The organism is Comamonas sp. HJ-2 (assembly GCF_053615495.1).
Genome location: NZ_JBSIFD010000009.1, coordinates 215,015 through 229,429, shown reverse-complemented (window position 1 = coordinate 229,429; position 14,415 = coordinate 215,015). Strand labels below are relative to the sequence as shown.

General features: G+C 63.7%; 16 protein-coding genes. 9 read left to right on the top strand and 7 right to left on the bottom strand.

Annotated elements, in window-relative coordinates; translation table 11 throughout:
• From ACWGXF_RS09130 to ACWGXF_RS09115, 4 genes are all read left to right on the top strand, one after another.
• On the top strand, nucleotides 1-611 hold a 611-nt coding region (locus ACWGXF_RS09130), incomplete at its 5' end, for an aldehyde dehydrogenase family protein (protein WP_452101855.1).
• 134 nt (nucleotides 612-745) lie between these two features.
• On the top strand, nucleotides 746-1,627 hold the full coding sequence (locus ACWGXF_RS09125) for a LysR family transcriptional regulator (RefSeq protein ID WP_452101854.1): 882 nt from the start codon (nucleotides 746-748) through the stop codon (nucleotides 1,625-1,627).
• Nucleotides 1,628-1,719: 92 nt separating this feature from the next.
• On the top strand, nucleotides 1,720-2,430 hold the full coding sequence (locus ACWGXF_RS09120) for a DsbA family oxidoreductase (RefSeq protein ID WP_452101853.1): 711 nt from the start codon (nucleotides 1,720-1,722) through the stop codon (nucleotides 2,428-2,430).
• Nucleotides 2,431-2,490: 60 nt separating this feature from the next.
• On the top strand, nucleotides 2,491-3,519 hold the full coding sequence (locus ACWGXF_RS09115) for a cyclase family protein (protein ID WP_012836729.1): 1,029 nt from the start codon (nucleotides 2,491-2,493) through the stop codon (nucleotides 3,517-3,519).
• A 36-nt stretch (nucleotides 3,520-3,555) separates the two neighbouring features.
• On the opposite strand, the gene ACWGXF_RS09110 is transcribed toward ACWGXF_RS09115, so the two are convergent.
• The gene (locus ACWGXF_RS09110) at nucleotides 3,556-4,251 is read right to left on the bottom strand and encodes an LrgB family protein (RefSeq protein WP_003059524.1); all 696 of its coding nucleotides are present in this window, start codon (nucleotides 4,249-4,251) and stop codon (nucleotides 3,556-3,558) included.
• A 3-nt stretch (nucleotides 4,252-4,254) separates the two neighbouring features.
• A complete protein-coding gene (locus ACWGXF_RS09105) occupies nucleotides 4,255-4,731 on the bottom strand; it encodes a CidA/LrgA family protein (RefSeq protein ID WP_452101852.1) in 477 nt (158 codons plus the stop codon).
• A 77-nt stretch (nucleotides 4,732-4,808) separates the two neighbouring features.
• Between ACWGXF_RS09105 and ACWGXF_RS09100 the strand changes: the two genes are divergently transcribed.
• Complete coding sequence (locus ACWGXF_RS09100; RefSeq protein WP_012836732.1) at nucleotides 4,809-5,723, top strand: LysR family transcriptional regulator; 915 nt, start codon at nucleotides 4,809-4,811, stop codon at nucleotides 5,721-5,723.
• A 49-nt stretch (nucleotides 5,724-5,772) separates the two neighbouring features.
• Nucleotides 5,773-6,444 (top strand): pseudouridine synthase, encoded by a 672-nt coding sequence (locus ACWGXF_RS09095; protein WP_039050974.1) that lies wholly within the window; start codon nucleotides 5,773-5,775, stop codon nucleotides 6,442-6,444.
• Here the strand turns inward: ACWGXF_RS09095 and ACWGXF_RS09090 are convergent.
• The 3 genes from ACWGXF_RS09090 to ACWGXF_RS09080 form a co-directional block, all read right to left on the bottom strand.
• A complete protein-coding gene (locus ACWGXF_RS09090; protein WP_452101851.1) occupies nucleotides 6,441-7,526 on the bottom strand; it encodes a hypothetical protein in 1,086 nt (361 codons plus the stop codon). The genes ACWGXF_RS09095 and ACWGXF_RS09090 overlap by 4 nt on opposite strands.
• Before the next feature lie 125 nt (nucleotides 7,527-7,651).
• Nucleotides 7,652-8,020 carry a sunset domain-containing protein gene (locus ACWGXF_RS09085; protein ID WP_202788074.1) on the bottom strand — a complete coding sequence of 123 codons (369 nt, stop codon included), beginning with the start codon at nucleotides 8,018-8,020 and terminating at the stop codon, nucleotides 7,652-7,654.
• Nucleotides 8,021-8,226: 206 nt separating this feature from the next.
• Nucleotides 8,227-8,865, bottom strand: a complete 639-nt coding sequence (locus ACWGXF_RS09080; protein ID WP_039050972.1) for an MBL fold metallo-hydrolase — start codon at nucleotides 8,863-8,865, stop codon at nucleotides 8,227-8,229.
• A 342-nt stretch (nucleotides 8,866-9,207) separates the two neighbouring features.
• On the opposite strand from ACWGXF_RS09080, the gene ACWGXF_RS09075 reads away from it, so the two are divergent.
• Both ACWGXF_RS09075 and pntB read left to right on the top strand, forming a co-directional pair.
• A complete protein-coding gene (locus tag ACWGXF_RS09075; protein WP_452101850.1) occupies nucleotides 9,208-10,857 on the top strand; it encodes a Re/Si-specific NAD(P)(+) transhydrogenase subunit alpha in 1,650 nt (549 codons plus the stop codon).
• 27 nt (nucleotides 10,858-10,884) lie between these two features.
• On the top strand, nucleotides 10,885-12,300 hold the full coding sequence (pntB, locus tag ACWGXF_RS09070; RefSeq protein WP_452101849.1) for a Re/Si-specific NAD(P)(+) transhydrogenase subunit beta: 1,416 nt from the start codon (nucleotides 10,885-10,887) through the stop codon (nucleotides 12,298-12,300).
• A gap of 138 nt (nucleotides 12,301-12,438) precedes the next feature.
• On the opposite strand, the gene ACWGXF_RS09065 is transcribed toward pntB, so the two are convergent.
• A complete protein-coding gene (locus ACWGXF_RS09065) occupies nucleotides 12,439-13,065 on the bottom strand; it encodes a LysE family translocator (protein ID WP_039050970.1) in 627 nt (208 codons plus the stop codon).
• A gap of 105 nt (nucleotides 13,066-13,170) precedes the next feature.
• Between ACWGXF_RS09065 and ACWGXF_RS09060 the strand changes: the two genes are divergently transcribed.
• Nucleotides 13,171-13,626 carry an Lrp/AsnC family transcriptional regulator gene (locus ACWGXF_RS09060; protein WP_003070362.1) on the top strand — a complete coding sequence of 152 codons (456 nt, stop codon included), beginning with the start codon at nucleotides 13,171-13,173 and terminating at the stop codon, nucleotides 13,624-13,626.
• Between the two features lie 167 nt (nucleotides 13,627-13,793).
• Here the strand turns inward: ACWGXF_RS09060 and azu are convergent, their stop codons facing one another.
• Complete coding sequence (gene azu / locus ACWGXF_RS09055; protein WP_003070364.1) at nucleotides 13,794-14,249, bottom strand: azurin; 456 nt, start codon at nucleotides 14,247-14,249, stop codon at nucleotides 13,794-13,796.
• Between the last annotated feature and the right edge of the window lie 166 nt (nucleotides 14,250-14,415).

Here is a 14,415-nt window from a genome sequence, read left to right as displayed (position 1 = left end):
GCTGCACGGCATCGAGCCGCCTCATCGTCACCGACAAGATCTACCCGGCCTTCATCGAGGCCCTGCAGGCGCGCATGACCAAGATCAAGGTCGGTGACGCACGCGCCGCCGGCACCGACATGGGCCCCGTGGTCAGCCAGGCCCAGCTGGAGCAGGACCTGAGCTACGTGGAGATCGCCAAGGCCGAAGGCGCGCGCCTGGCGGCCGGTGGCGCCCGCGTCGCCTGCCACACGGGCAGCGGCAAGCAGGGCTACTACATGGCGCCCACGTTGTTCGTGGACACCGAGGCCGGCATGCGCATCAACCGCGAAGAAGTCTTCGGCCCCGTGGCCAGCGTGATCCGCGTCAAGGACTACGAGGAGGCCCTGGCCGTGTCCAACGACACGCCGTTTGGCCTGTCGGCCGGCATTGCGACCACCAGCCTCAAGCACGCCACGCACTTCAAGCGCCACAGCCAGGCCGGCATGGTCATGGTCAATTTGCCCACGGCGGGCGTGGACTACCACGTGCCGTTCGGCGGTCGCAAGGGCTCAAGCTACGGCCCGCGCGAGCAGGGCCGCTATGCCCAGGAGTTCTACACCACGGTGAAGACGGCCTATACGCTGGCGTGATGCTTGGGGCTGTTCAAGCAAGCTGCAAAACTTGAGCGGCCCATTTTTCAGAAGAAGAGCGAGCATGCCCGGGCCGCGTCGCCCCCGCAGCGAAAGCTGCTACGCTGCGGCCCAGGTTTTCGCTCTTCTCTTCCATGGATTCGCTCACCCCTTTGCGCGCCTTCAGGCGCATTGTCGAACTGGGCAGCATTGCCAGGGCCGCCGATGCACTCGATCTTTCCTCGGCGGCTCTCAGCAAGCAGTTGCGCGCGCTGGAGGCACAGCTGGGGGCGGTGCTGATCCAGCGCACCACGCGCCGCATGAGTCTGACCGATACCGGCCGGGCCTATTACGCCGAATGCTGCCGGCTGCTGGATGGCTTTGACACGCTGGAGCAATCGGTACGTGCCCAGTCCCTGCAGGTGACGGGGCGGCTGCGCGTGAACGCGCCGCTGTCGTTTGCGCTGAGCACGCTGGCGCATCTGCTGGCGCGCTTTATGCAGCGCCATCCGCAATTGCAGATCGACCTATCCATGGAAGACCGGCTGGTGGACGCCGTGGGCCAGGGCTTTGATGTCTCCATACGCCTGAGCGCCGAGCTCGCGGATTCATCGCTGATTGCGCGGCGTCTGGCCTCGCTGTCGCAAATGTTGTGCGCGTCGCCGGCCTATTTGCAGCAACACGGCCGCCCGGCCAGCGTGGCAGCGCTGCGCGACCATGCGCTGCTGAATTACAGCCTGGCTCAGGCTGACGACGGCCTGCAGGCACCGGGTGACGCACGCGCCATCGTCAACAACAGCCTGATGTTGCGGGAGCTGCTGGTGGCCGGCCTCGGCATCGGTGCACTGCCGTCCTTTCTGGCCCGGCCCGCCATCGACCAGGGCCAGCTGGAGGCCTTGGCCCTGCAAGACTGGGCCGAGCAGCCGCGCCATGTCTACGTGGTCTACCCCACGCAACGCCACCTGCTGCCCAAGGTGCGCGCCTTTGTGGATTTTCTGGCCGAAGAGCTGCCTGCGGCCATGGGCGGCGATTCTTGACGCTGGATTAAGAGTTTCTCAAGCGCAGGCCTCTTACTCCTGCGAGGCCTGCGCCCTACGCTTGCTGTCCATCAGCCATGAAGGACACAAGCATGACGCAATGCCATGATTTTTCCTGCGCTCTGCCCGCGCAGGTCGCAGCCCATCCAGCCCATGCCCCGGTCCTGTCCGCGGCAGCGCAGGCTGCTCCTGTCATCGATTTCTTCCACGACGTGGTTTGCGGCTGGTGTTATGTGTTGTCGCCGCGCCTGCGCCAGGTAGCCCGCGAACTGGGCCTGCGTGTACGTCAGCGCAGCTTTGTGCTGCAAGCCTCCCGCGCCGAGATGGTGGCAAGGTTTGGTTCCATGGAGCAGGCCAAGCAGACCATTCTCGGGCACTGGGCGGCCTGCGCACGGCATGACGACACCCAGCGCATCGACATCGAAGGCATGCGCCGCGAAGCCTTTGAGTACCCCAGCGGCCTGGCCGGCGCACTGGCCTGCCAGGCCGCCCAGATCCTGGAGGGCGACGAGGCCCACTGGAATCTGTTCGATGCCATACAGCACGCCCATATGAGTGCCCATCGCAACATAGGCGACGCCGAGGTGCTGCTGGACATTGCCACGCACACCGGCTTCGAGCGCAATGCTTTTGCACGCTGCATGGAAAGCGCAGCGGCCATGGACCTGGTCCAGGAGGACCTTGCCCTGGCCCGGCGCCTGGGCCTGCGCAGCATTCCCACCTTGATCGCCCAGGGCCTGCCACCGCTACAGACCCAGCCCCTGAACATGCTGCGTGAACGGCTGCGCGTCCTGCTGGGCTAAGTCACTACCTCTCACTTTCTCACTAGCGCCGAAAGGCGCACCGCTTCCTAGGAAACACTCATGAACTTCTCTTTCCGCGCCCGTGTCCGGCGCTTGCCTACCCTGTTGCTCGTGATGGCAGCAGCGTTCTCCGGCCTGACTCATGCCCACGGTGGCCACACGCTCCCGGCCGGTGCCGGCCAGGATGTGGGCACCAGCCCCTGGGGGCCGGGCGACGAGATCGGCCGCCTGAACCTGATAACGCCCGCCTCGCGCGCTGCCATCCTGCAGCGCATCGCAGGCGGCCAGGTCTATGACCTCGCTACCGAGTACTACGTGGGCATGCCCAGCTGGCAGGACGCCGGCGATCCGCACTACCAGTTCTGGATGACGCACACGCCACGCGGCACCGTGGTGGACGACCCCATGAACGTGGGCAAGAACATGAACGCCACGCGCAGCTACACGGGCACGGCGTTCTCCATGTACAGCCACACGGGCACGCACATCGACGCACTCAACCATTTCGGCATACGCGGCAGGATCTGGAACGGCTTCAGCGCCGATGAGCATCTGGGCGACCGCGGCTGGCAGCGCACAGGCATAGAGAAATTCCCGCCACTGGTGGCGCGCGGCGTGCTGATTGACGTGGCCGCGGCCAAGGGCCTGGACATGCTGCCCGACCAGTACCGGATCACCCGGCAGGACCTCAAGGACGCGCTGGCACGCCAGAACGTGACGCTGCAAAAGGGCGATGTCGTGCTGATTCGCACGGGGCGCATGAAGCTCTACGAGCAACCCCAGGCCTATATGGCCAAACCGCCAGGGCTGGGCCTGGATGCCGCGCGCTTTCTGGCCGAGGATGCCGGCGCCATGATTGTCGGCGCCGACAACCTGAGCCTGGAGACTTTCCCCTCGGAAGTGGACGATGACTATGTGCCGCTGCACAGCTATCTGCTGGCCCAGCAAGGCATTCCCATCATGGAATTGGTGGCCCTGGACGGGCTCTCGCGCGACAAGGTCTATGAGTTCGCCTTCATCGGAGGGCCGCTCAAGATCCGCGGCGGCGACGCCGCGCCGCTGCGCCCGATTGCCATTCCGGTGCGCTGAGAGCGGCGCTTGCCGGAGCCGCTTCCTGAGCACCGCTCAGAAAAACAATGTGCGCACCCAGGGGGCGGCCAGCACATTGACGGCACCGGCAATCATCATCACCAGCGATGCCATCACGGCCTGCACCTCGCCGGCCTGGCGCGCTCTGGCCACGCCGCTGCCATGGGCAGCTCCGCCCCAGCTGGCGCCCGTGGCCAGCTTGCTGCGGATGCGGGGCAGCACACGCAACACGGTCTCGCCCAGCAGCATGGCACTGACACCGGTCAGCAGCACGAACAGCGCAGCCAGATCGGTGGGGCCGCCCAGCACTTTCTCGGCCTCGATCGCAAACGGTGTCGTGATGCTGCGCACGGCCAGGCCTTTTTGCAGCGCCTCGGACAGGCCGAACATATCGGCAAACGCAATGGTGGTGGAGATGGAGACCAGGCTGGCCACTACCACGCCGGTGGCAATCGACATCCAGTGCTTGCGCAGCAGCTTGCGGTTCTCGTACAGCGGCAGTGCAAATGCCACCGTGGTGGGGCCCAGCAGCCAGACCAGCCAGTGTGTCTGGGCGATGTACTGCGGGTAGCTGACATGGGTCAGCAGCGACAGGCCGATCAGCACCATGGGGGTGGCGACTATGGGCATCAGCAACGGGTGGGGATGCTTGCGGTACAGGCGCTTGTTGACCCAGTAGCAGGCCACGGTGGCCAGCAGCGACAGCAGGCCGATGACTTCATTCGACAGCATGGCTTATTCCTCATCCAGGGCGGCGGCATCGCGGCTGGACTTGCGCCTTGCCAGCCACAGCTCGAAGCGATAGACGCGATCGACTGCCAGTGCGGTCACGGCCATCACGCAGGCTGTGCTGGCGACGATGACGGCCAGAATGCGCAAGCCCTGGTGGCGGATCAGATCGGGGTATTCGGTGACCACCAGCATGGCGGGAACGAAGAACAGCAGCATCTCGGCCAGCAGCCAGTTGGTGCCGCTTTGCAGCCAGCGTGCCTTGACCAGGCCCGAAAAAAGGCCCACGGCCAGCAGGCCGAAACCGATCAGACCGGCGGGCATGCTCCAGCCGAAATGCTGGCGCAGCACATCCATGGCAATCCAGATGGCGCTGAGCAGGCACACTTGCAGCACGGCCTTGAGCAGTTGCCAGAGTGTCTGGGCGAAAGAATGGCTGCAGCCCTGGGCGCGAGGGGCGGCAGCTTCCGTAATCTGTGTCATGGGTGAAATTCTAGGGTTTTCACCTATATTCATAAAATGACTTATTTTCATTTTTTCCATGCGTAAAAGGAATTGTCATGGACTTGCGCGCCCTGCGCTATTTCATCGAGGTTGTGCGCCAGAACGGCTTCACCCGCGCGGCCGAAACCCTGCATGTGACCCAGCCCACCATCAGCAAGATGGTCAAGGCGCTGGAAGATGAATTCGGTGGCCGTTTGCTGCTGCGCGAGGGGCGGGGCGTGCAGCTTACCGATGCCGGCCAGGTGGTCTATGACCGCGGGATGGAGATTCTCGAGCAGGCCCAGTTGCTGCGCCGCCAGGTGGCCGAGGTGGATCACATCACGCGCGGCGATCTGTCCCTGGGCATCATGCCCACCACGGGCCATTACATGGCGCCGGTGATCGCGCTGTTCCAGCAGCGCTATCCGGGTGTGAACCTTCAGGTCAACGAGCAGGGCGCGCGCGCCCAGTACCAGCTGATCCAGGAAGGCAAGCTGGACATGGCGCTGGGCCTGTTCGCGGCCCCCGATCCGGCGCTGGAGCGCTACACCGTGGCGCGCCAGAAGACGCGCGTGGTGCTGCCCGCCCAGCAGGTGACAGACCCGGGCCAGCCCATGCGCTGGAGCGATTTGCGCGAGCTGCCGTTTGTGCTCTACACCTCGGACTTTGCGCTGCACGAGCATGTGCTGCAGCAATGCGAGGCAGCGGGCTTCACGCCACAGGTCAAGCTGCAGACGCGCTACTGGGATTTCATAGGCCATCTGGTCGCGGCCCAGGTGGGCGTGGCCGTGATGTTCGAGCATGTCATCGCCCGCTACGACCCGCAGCGCGTGGCCAGCCGCCCGCTGGTGGAGCCCGAGATCCCCTGGGATGTGGCGCTGATGTGGCGGCCCGGCTACCTGTCGCGTGCGGCCCAGGCCTGGCTGAACTGCGTGCGTGAGGTGTATCCACAGCCGCTCCTCGGTGCTGCTTTCCCGGATTTTCAAAACTGATAGCTGTTTTCCATTGTCCAGTAAGCGATACAAGGCTTTTTGATGCTTGATGCCAGTCCAGGTCTTTGTTGCTAAGCTCGCTGCCATGCCCCGCCCGTTCTCTTCCAATCGCTCCAGCAACTTGCGCCGCAGCACCGTGGTGCGCCAGCCCGCGTCCCGGCCCGAGGTCACGCGTCTGCTGTGCTTTCACAAGCCCTATGGAGTGCTCAGCCAGTTCACGCCCGAGGGCAAGTGGCAGGGCCTCAAGGACTGGATCGATGTGCCCGGTGTCTATGTGGCGGGCCGGCTCGATGCCGACAGCGAAGGCCTGCTGCTGCTGACCAATGACGGCCAGTTGCAGGCCCGCATTGCCGATCCGCGCCACAAGATGGAGAAGACCTACTGGGTGCAGGTCGAAGGCATGCCTGACGAGGCCGCTTTGCAGCGCCTGCGCGAGGGCGTGGAGTTGAGCGACGGCAAGACACTGCCCGCCAAGGCCCGCCTGATAGAGCCCCAGCCCCTGATGTGGCCGCGCAACCCGCCGATTCGCGTGCGCCAGAACATTCCCGATTGCTGGATCGAGCTCATCATCCGCGAGGGCAGGAACCGCCAGGTGCGTCGCATGACGGCAGCCGTCGGCCATCCCACGCTGAGGCTGGTGCGCATGGCCGTGGGGCCTTATTCGATCGAAGGGCTGGAGCCCGGCCAGTGGCTGGATGTGTTGCCGCTCAGTGGTTCCTAGCGCAAAGTATCGAGCCGCAGCAGCTCATCTTCATCTTCCGGCAAGGCAGCTGCCTGCCAGCGCGGCAGAGCCGGCCAGGGGTGAAAGCGACTCCAGCCCACTTGCACCTCCTGCAGATTGCCCCGCAGCAATTGAAGAGCGGTCGTCAGCTCGGATTGGCGAGTCCGCACGCATTCGCGCAGCGATTGCATGGCTTGCTGGCCACGCCCGAAAAAGCGCTGTCTGCCCAACCAATCGGGGGACGGCTGACATTGGGCATAGGCCAGTGGCAGGCTGCTGGCCTCTCCTTCCACCACGGAAATCAGGGCCTGCAGATGCATGTTGAGTTGCTCCTGCGGCATCAGACCCGCCAGTTGCAACTCCAGCGCATTGTTATGAAAACGATAGCGTGCGGGCAGGGCTGCGCTCAGGGTATAGCTGCCGCCGCTGCGCGAGCGGGCTCGGTGACTCAGGATGCGGCTGCCTTGCTCCAGCATCGGGCGGACCAACTGCAACAAGGCCTGCTGGTGCTCGGCATCGTTGTGCTTCAGGGGGATGCGCAACTGCGTGCTGTCATAGCCCCGCCATTGCTCGCGCCAGACCATCCAGCCCGCCGTATGCGGTACGAAGAAAATCAGGGTGATCAGGGACAGCATGGGCACAATGCCCGCCGCCAGCGACCAGGCCGCCCTGATCTCGGCAGCGGCAGAGGCCTCCTCACCCAGGCTGACGAGATTGCCGCTCAGCTTGATGAGGGTGGCAAGACTGATGGCAAAGACCAGACCACAGATCAGAGAAAGCTGCTCGGGCGAATAAAGGCTGTCAGGCAGATGAATCAGTGTGGCCAGTGCGGCGGCGCATCCCAGCAGAACCACGGCTGCGGACAGCAGATAAAACAGGGCGCAAGGGGCCTGCTGCTGGACATCGAGAGCCGGGTTCTGCTCCAGCTCGCGCAGCAACTGCCTGCGGCGCCACCAGCGCAGCGGCTGCCAGAGCAGGGCGCTGACCGCCAGACCGGAGAGCATGCTGATGAACAGCGCCGAAAAAGCCCATAGCAGCAAGGCCGCCATCAGCAAGATACCCAGTCCGACCAACCAGTTCATGCCCGCGATTGTCCTTTTGAATTGATAGCTGCCTGTGTTTGATGGACAAGCAATCTAGCCTGTTGTGGATGAGAAATCGCGCTGCCTGCAATCGCAGGTCAGCGCGATGGTTTGATGCTACAGGTTCAGCTGCAGCTCTTGTTGTTGGCGCCGTGCATGCCGGCGGCCTTGGCATCGGCCTCGCTCATGTACTTGCCGTTCTTGGTCGTGCCGTAGTAACGGGTGCCGGGGCAGTGGTAGATCTTGCTGTCCTCATTGGCCCAGACCTTGCCTGCACCGCCGCCAGGTGCGGCGGTCGCGGCCGGCTTGGCGCCTGCTGCTGCCTTGGCAGTGGCCTGCTGATCAATGCCCTTGCGGCCCGAGCAAGCTCCCTTGGAGGACGCCGCGCTCATGGTGGAGCCATCCTTGCAGACAAAGGTCTGCATGTCCGTCTTGGCAGCGGCAGGGGCCGGCGCAGCCTTTGCTGCGGGTTCTGCCGCCGGCTTGGCGGGCATGGGGGCTGTTTTGGCGGCCGGTGCGGCAGGCGCCGCTGCCGGTGCCTGAGCAAGGCTCGCCCATGAGCTGCTGACCAGGGCTGAAGCCAGGCAAATTTTCCATAAATTGCGCATACGAACTCCCTCCAATAGATGTGATGTCACAAGGCGTGACAGGCGCATGCTGCTACGGAAGACCTGATTCCGCAAGCCTCGGCCGTCAGGCTTCAGGTTCCGCTGACATAGGGGTTCAGCTTGCGCTCGCGGCCAAAGCTGCTTTCCGGGCCATGCCCGGGGATGAAGATCGTCTGGTCGCCCATGGGCCACAGGCGCTGCACGATGGAGTCGATCAGCTGCTGATGATTGCCCTGCGGGAAGTCCGTGCGGCCTATGCTGCCGGCAAACAGCACATCGCCGACAAAGGCGCGGTCGATCTGCGGTGAGTGGAAGACCACATGGCCGGGCGTGTGACCTGGGCAGTGGCGCACGTTCAGCGTTTCCTGGCCGATGCTCACGGTGTCGCCGTCATGCAGCCAGCGCGTGGGCACAAAGGGGTCGGAGTGGGGAAAGCCGAACATGGCGCCCTGCTGGGGCAGGCCGTCGATCCAGAACTGGTCGCCCTCATGCGGGCCGATGATGGGCAGCTCGTACTTGGCCGCCAGCTCACTGGTGCCGCCCGCGTGGTCGATATGGGCGTGGGTGATCCAGATGGCCTTGAGATTCAGGCCCAGGCGTTCCACCTCCCACTCGATCTGCTCGATATCTCCGCCCGGGTCGATGACGGCCGCGTCCATGGTCTGGTCGCACCAGACGAGAGAGCAGTTCTGTTGAAAGGCTGTGACGGGGACAGTGTGATATTGCAACATGGGTGACTTGTATTTTTCGGGCGTTTGCGTAGTCTCGCGGGCTGCGAACCCCGCAAGCATGACACGGCATGACACGCGCATCAAAAATGCCCGCTCAGATTCTGGCGTCATCCCTCATTTGAGCTAGCATGGATGCGAGTGCCCCATTTTGGTGCGGGCTGCTAAAACGTATTTGTGCTGCAAGGCAGCGGGCATTCGCTTCATGGGAGGCGCCCCGACACAGTTTCAAGATCGTTCAGGCCGTGCCAATGCCCATGCAATACAAGTTCCTCCCACGGGCAGGAATGACAGAGGACGGGGCGGTCTGGAGGAAAACCGTTTTTAAACTCCAGGAGACTCTGCATGTCTACCTCTTCCAACCAACCGAGCGGCGCTGACGCCCAGCTTGGTGACGCCCAACGCTCTGGCGCCCAACGCATCGGCATCCCGCGGGAAACCTTCCCGTTGGAAAAGCGCGTGGCCACCGTGCCCGATGTGGTCGAAAAACTCATCAAGCTGGGTTTTTCGGTCGCCATCGAATCGGGCGCCGGCGATGCCGCCAACTTCAGCGATGACGCTTATCGCGCAGTGGGGGCCGAGGTGCTGCCCAACGCTGCGGCGGTCTGGGCTGCTGCCGACATCCTCTTCAAGGTGCGCCCGCCCACCCCGCAAGAAGTCGCGCTGATGCGCGAAGGCCAGATCCTGATCGACTTCATCTGGCCGGCCCAGAATCCCGATCTGATGCAGCAACTGGCTGCCAAAAAGGTGACGGTGCTGGCGATCGATTCGCTGCCCCGGACATTGAGCCGCGCGCAGAAGATGGATGCACTGACCTCCATGGCCGGTGTTTCGGGTTACCGCGCCGTGATCGAGGCCGCCAACGCCTTCGGCCGCTATTTCAACGGCCAGATCACGGCCGCAGGCAAGGTGCCGCCAGCCAAGGTCTTCATTGCCGGCGCAGGTGTGGCCGGTCTGTCGGCCATTGGCACGGCCGCCAATCTGGGCGCCATCGTGCGCGCCAACGACACGCGGGCCGAAGTGGCCGATCAGGTCACATCGCTGGGCGGTGAGTTCGTCAAGGTCGACTACGAAGAAGACGGCGGCGGCGGCGGCGGCTATGCCAAGGTGATGAGCGAGGGCTTCCAGGCTGCGCAGCGCCAGATGTATGCCCAGCAGGCCAGGGAGGCCGACATCATCATCACCACCGCGCTGATCCCCGGCAAACCGGCGCCCAAGCTGATCACGGCCGGGATGGTGCAGAGCATGAAGCCCGGCAGCGTGATCGTCGACATGGCGGCCGAGCAGGGCGGCAACTGCGAGCTGACCGTTCCCAACGAGGCCGTTGTGCGCCACGGCGTGACCATCATCGGCTACACCGACCTCGCATCGCGCCTGGCCAAGCAATCGTCCACGCTGTACGCCACCAACCTGCTGCGCCTGACGGAAGAGCTGTGCAAGGCCAAGGATGGCGTGGCCGTGGTGAATATGCAAGACGATGCGATTCGCGGCCTGACCGTGGTCAAGGACGGCGAAATCACCTGGCCTGCCCCGCCCCTTGCCCAGGCGCCCAAGCCAGCCCCCAAACCGGCTGCGGCTGTGGTGGAGCAGAAGAAAGGCGGCCATGGTCATGGCGCTGCCGGCCCGCTGCCGGCCAAGACCTTGGCCATTATTTTTGCGATTGCCGCCCTGGCCTTCTGGTTCATCGGTGCCTACGCGCCGGCGGCCTTCCTGGGCCACTTCACGGTGTTCGTGCTGGCCTGCTTCATCGGCTACATGGTGGTGTGGAACGTGACGCCTGCCTTGCACACGCCGCTGATGAGCGTGACCAATGCCATCTCCAGCATCATCGCCATTGGCGCCCTGGTGCAGATTGCACCGCCGGGAACGGCGGGTACCGCTCGCCCTGATGACTTGATCCGCTGGCTGGCCTTTGCAGCGCTGGTGCTGACTGCCATCAATATGTTTGGCGGCTTTGCCGTGACACGTCGCATGCTGGCCATGTTCCGCAAATAAGAAGAACGAGCACAAGAGAGAAACACCATGTCCCAAAGTCTCGCAACGGTGGCCTATCTGGGGGCTGCCATTTTGTTCATCCTCAGCCTCGGTGGCCTGTCCAACCCCGAAACCTCGCGCCGCGGCAATCTGTTCGGCATGGTCGGCATGGCGCTGGCCGTGCTGGCCACCGTGTTCGGCCCACGCGTCGATGCCGGCGGCATCGCCTGGATCGTCGGCGCGCTGGTGGTCGGTGGCGGTATCGGCCTGTATGCGGCCAAGGTCGTCAAGATGACCCAGATGCCCGAGCTGGTCGCCCTCATGCACAGCCTGGTCGGCCTGGCCGCCTGTCTGGTGGGCTTTGCCAGCTATGTCGATACCTCCATCGAGCTCGCCGGCGCAGAAAAAGCCATTCACGAGGTGGAAATCTACGTGGGCATCCTGATCGGTGCCGTCACCTTCTCGGGCTCGCTGATAGCCTTCGGCAAGCTCAACGGCAGGATAGGCGGCAAGCCGCTGCTGCTGCCCGCACGCCACTTGCTCAATCTGCTCGCGCTGTTGGTGGTGATCTGGTTCGGGCGCGAGTTTCTGCATGCCCAAACCGTGGCTGACGGCATGTTGCCGCTGATCGTGATGAGCGTCATTGCGCTGCTGTTCGGCGTGCACATGGTCATGGCCATTGGTGGAGCGGACATGCCCGTGGTGGTGTCCATGCTCAACAGCTACTCGGGCTGGGCTGCGGCGGCGACCGGCTTCATGCTGGGCAATGACCTGCTGATCGTCACCGGCGCGCTGGTGGGCTCCTCGGGTGCCATCCTGAGCTACATCATGTGTCAGGCCATGAACCGCAACTTCATCAGCGTGATTGCCGGAGGCTTCGGCTCCGGTGCTCCCGCCAAGAAAGGCGATGCTTCTGCGGCCGCCGAGCCCCAGGGCGAAGTGGCGCCCGTCAGTGCAGCCGAGACCGCCGAGATGCTGCGCGAGGCAAAAAGCGCCATCATCGTGCCCGGCTACGGCATGGCCGTGGCCCAGGCCCAGCACACCGTCAATGAAATCACCCGGACCCTGCGCGAGCAGGGTGTGGATGTGCGCTTTGCCATCCACCCGGTGGCGGGCCGCATGCCCGGCCACATGAACGTGCTGCTGGCCGAGGCCAAGGTGCCTTACGACATCGTGATGGAGATGGACGAGATTAACGAAGACTTCCCCGAGACCGATGTGGCCATCGTCATCGGCGCGAACGACATCGTCAATCCGGCAGCCCAGGACGATCCCGAGAGTCCCATCGCCGGCATGCCGGTGCTGGAAGTGTGGAAGGCCAAGACCTCGATCGTGATGAAGCGCTCCATGGCCTCCGGTTATGCGGGCGTGGACAATCCGCTGTTCTACAAGGACAACAATCGCATGCTGTTCGGCGATGCCAAGAAGATGCTGGACGAGGTGCTGGGGGCACTGAAGAGCTGATGAGATGGAGTGGCCTCTGCTGAGGCGCTCTGCCCCCTCTGCCGCCTTGCTTTGCAATGCGGGAGCCCGGTGTCCCGGGTTGTGGCATATGCCTATTCTTGAAATGCCTGCGGTTTTCGGCCGCAGGCATTTTTGCTGTCAGAGATGCTGAACGGCGATCTCGCCCAGCAGCACGGCGGCAATCACCAGCATCAGCGTGCCCGACAGGCGCGAGACGGCAAGCGCGGCGGCGGGGCGCGAGCGCAGCACGCTTTGCGAGCCCCAGCCCACGCCGAAGTAGACCACGGCGCAACTGGCCGCATGGACGGCGCCCAGGGCCATGATCTGCGCAAACACCGGCCAGCCCTCGGCAGGCCGCACAAACTGCGGCAGCAGGGCCAGCAACAGCAACAGCTGCTTGGGGTTGAGGCCGCTGACGCTGGCACCCTTGATCGTCCAGTGCCAGCGCGTGCCGCTCTCGGCATCGCCGGCGCTGCCTATGGCTGCCGGGCTGCGCCACAGTCCCACGCCCATCCAGGCCAGGTACAGCGCGCCGGTGGCCGTCAAGGCCGTGAGCAGGGCCGGGTTGCGCGCCACCAGGGCGCCAACGCCTGCCGCCACAGCCAGCGTGGCCAGCAGCGCACCGCAGGCCAGGCCCAGTGTGGCGGGCAGCACCAGCCGTCTGCCACGCAGACCGGCCGAGATCACATAGGCCCAGTCGGCCCCGGGCGTGAGCACCAGCAGAAAGGAGACGGCCCAGAAGGCGGTCAAGGCGGCGTAGGACACGAAATTCCCTCGAAAAGCGTTGATGCCGAGAGAATATGGAAGAGGAGAGAGAATGTGCTCTCAATATTCGCCGCCGATCGGCTTGAAATTGGAAGAAACTGCCTCGTGAACTCGCTGGATCGAAAAATTCTTGCTGCGCTCGAAAACAATGGCCGCCTCACGGTGACCGAGCTGGCCGAGCAGGTGGGCCTGAGTCTGTCGCCCTGCCACCGGCGTGTGCGTGCGCTGGAAGAATCGGGCGTGATTCGCGGCTACCGCGCCGAGCTGGACCCCGCGGCGCTGGGGCTGGATTTCTCGTCCCTGGTCTTTGTCACGCTCAAGGACAGCAAGTCCGTGCCTGCGTTCGAGGACGCGGTGGCCCGGCTCGACAATGTGGTGCAGGCCCAGCGCCTGTTCGGCGACCCGGACTATCTGCTGCAGGTCGTGGTGCGCGATCTGCCTGCTTACCAGCGGCTTTATGACGAGCAGCTGACCCGGCTGCCCGGCGTGCTGCGCATGACTTCCACGCTGGTGATGAAGCATGTGGTGAGCAACAGACCGCTGACTTCGGCGATGGAATAAGCCATGAAAAAGCGCCTGTGACGCGAATCACAGGCGCTTTGATGTAGCTGATTCTGCTCCTGATTTCAGAGCTTATGGCGCTTGCTCATCAATGTTTTTCAGTTTAAATAACTTCGAAACTTATATGAGGAAAGCGCTGCAAGCTCCTGAATCGGGAGCTTCGGAACTCAGGAGCCCAGCTTGAGCGAGCCCTTCATGAGGGCCGAGTGACCGGGGAAGGAACAGAAGAAGGCATAGTCAGTGCCAGCCTTGAGCTTGCTCGCATCGATGTCGAACTTGGTAGTCTCGCCGCCACCGATCACCTTGGAGTGAGCCAGCACGCGTGCATCGCCGGCCTTCACATAGTCGGCGCCAGCACCAGCGGCCATGCCGTCGGTGATCACGGCCTGCATGTCGGCAGCGGTGCTGACCACGATGTTGTGGCCCATGGCGGTCTTGGGCATCTTGCCCACATGCTTGAGAGTCACGCTGAACTTCTTGCAGGACTTGGGCACATCGATGCTTTTGACATTGAACTGCATGGCATCGTTGCTTTCAACGACGGCTTCGCAGCCTGCCGCCATGGCGGGTGCGCTCAGGGCACCGACTGCACACAGGGCCAGGGTCATCAGGATCTTCTTCATTGGCTATTCCTTTTCCTAAAAGCGAAACGGGAACCGCTGTGGCCTTGTCGCCCTCCAGGTTCCGCAGTTCATTCTTTCGGAAACCTGCCCAGCCGGCTCAGTACAACTCATGCTCGCATGGGTTGTACTGTTGCACCTTGCGCTAACTCAATTCGCCGAGCATGCG

What these genes read in the sequence shown, in the direction of transcription:
- ACWGXF_RS09075 (WP_452101850.1), top strand. Translation starts at nt 9,208, where the DNA reads ATGTCTACCTCTTCCAACCAACCGAGCGGCGCTGACGCCCAGCTTGGT.
- ACWGXF_RS09085 (WP_202788074.1), bottom strand. Translation starts at nt 8,020, where the DNA reads ATGCCCGCCAAGCCGGCGGCAGAACCCGCAGCAAAGGCTGCGCCGGCC.
- ACWGXF_RS09105 (WP_452101852.1), bottom strand. Translation starts at nt 4,731, where the DNA reads ATGACACAGATTACGGAAGCTGCCGCCCCTCGCGCCCAGGGCTGCAGC.
- ACWGXF_RS09100 (WP_012836732.1), top strand. Translation starts at nt 4,809, where the DNA reads ATGGACTTGCGCGCCCTGCGCTATTTCATCGAGGTTGTGCGCCAGAAC.
- ACWGXF_RS09095 (WP_039050974.1), top strand. Translation starts at nt 5,773, where the DNA reads ATGCCAGTCCAGGTCTTTGTTGCTAAGCTCGCTGCCATGCCCCGCCCG.
- pntB (WP_452101849.1), top strand. Translation starts at nt 10,885, where the DNA reads ATGTCCCAAAGTCTCGCAACGGTGGCCTATCTGGGGGCTGCCATTTTG.
- ACWGXF_RS09110 (WP_003059524.1), bottom strand. Translation starts at nt 4,251, where the DNA reads ATGCTGTCGAATGAAGTCATCGGCCTGCTGTCGCTGCTGGCCACCGTG.
- ACWGXF_RS09080 (WP_039050972.1), bottom strand. Translation starts at nt 8,865, where the DNA reads ATGTTGCAATATCACACTGTCCCCGTCACAGCCTTTCAACAGAACTGC.
- ACWGXF_RS09125 (WP_452101854.1), top strand. Translation starts at nt 746, where the DNA reads ATGGATTCGCTCACCCCTTTGCGCGCCTTCAGGCGCATTGTCGAACTG.
- ACWGXF_RS09120 (WP_452101853.1), top strand. Translation starts at nt 1,720, where the DNA reads ATGACGCAATGCCATGATTTTTCCTGCGCTCTGCCCGCGCAGGTCGCA.
- ACWGXF_RS09115 (WP_012836729.1), top strand. Translation starts at nt 2,491, where the DNA reads ATGAACTTCTCTTTCCGCGCCCGTGTCCGGCGCTTGCCTACCCTGTTG.
- azu (WP_003070364.1), bottom strand. Translation starts at nt 14,249, where the DNA reads ATGAAGAAGATCCTGATGACCCTGGCCCTGTGTGCAGTCGGTGCCCTG.
- ACWGXF_RS09090 (WP_452101851.1), bottom strand. Translation starts at nt 7,526, where the DNA reads ATGAACTGGTTGGTCGGACTGGGTATCTTGCTGATGGCGGCCTTGCTG.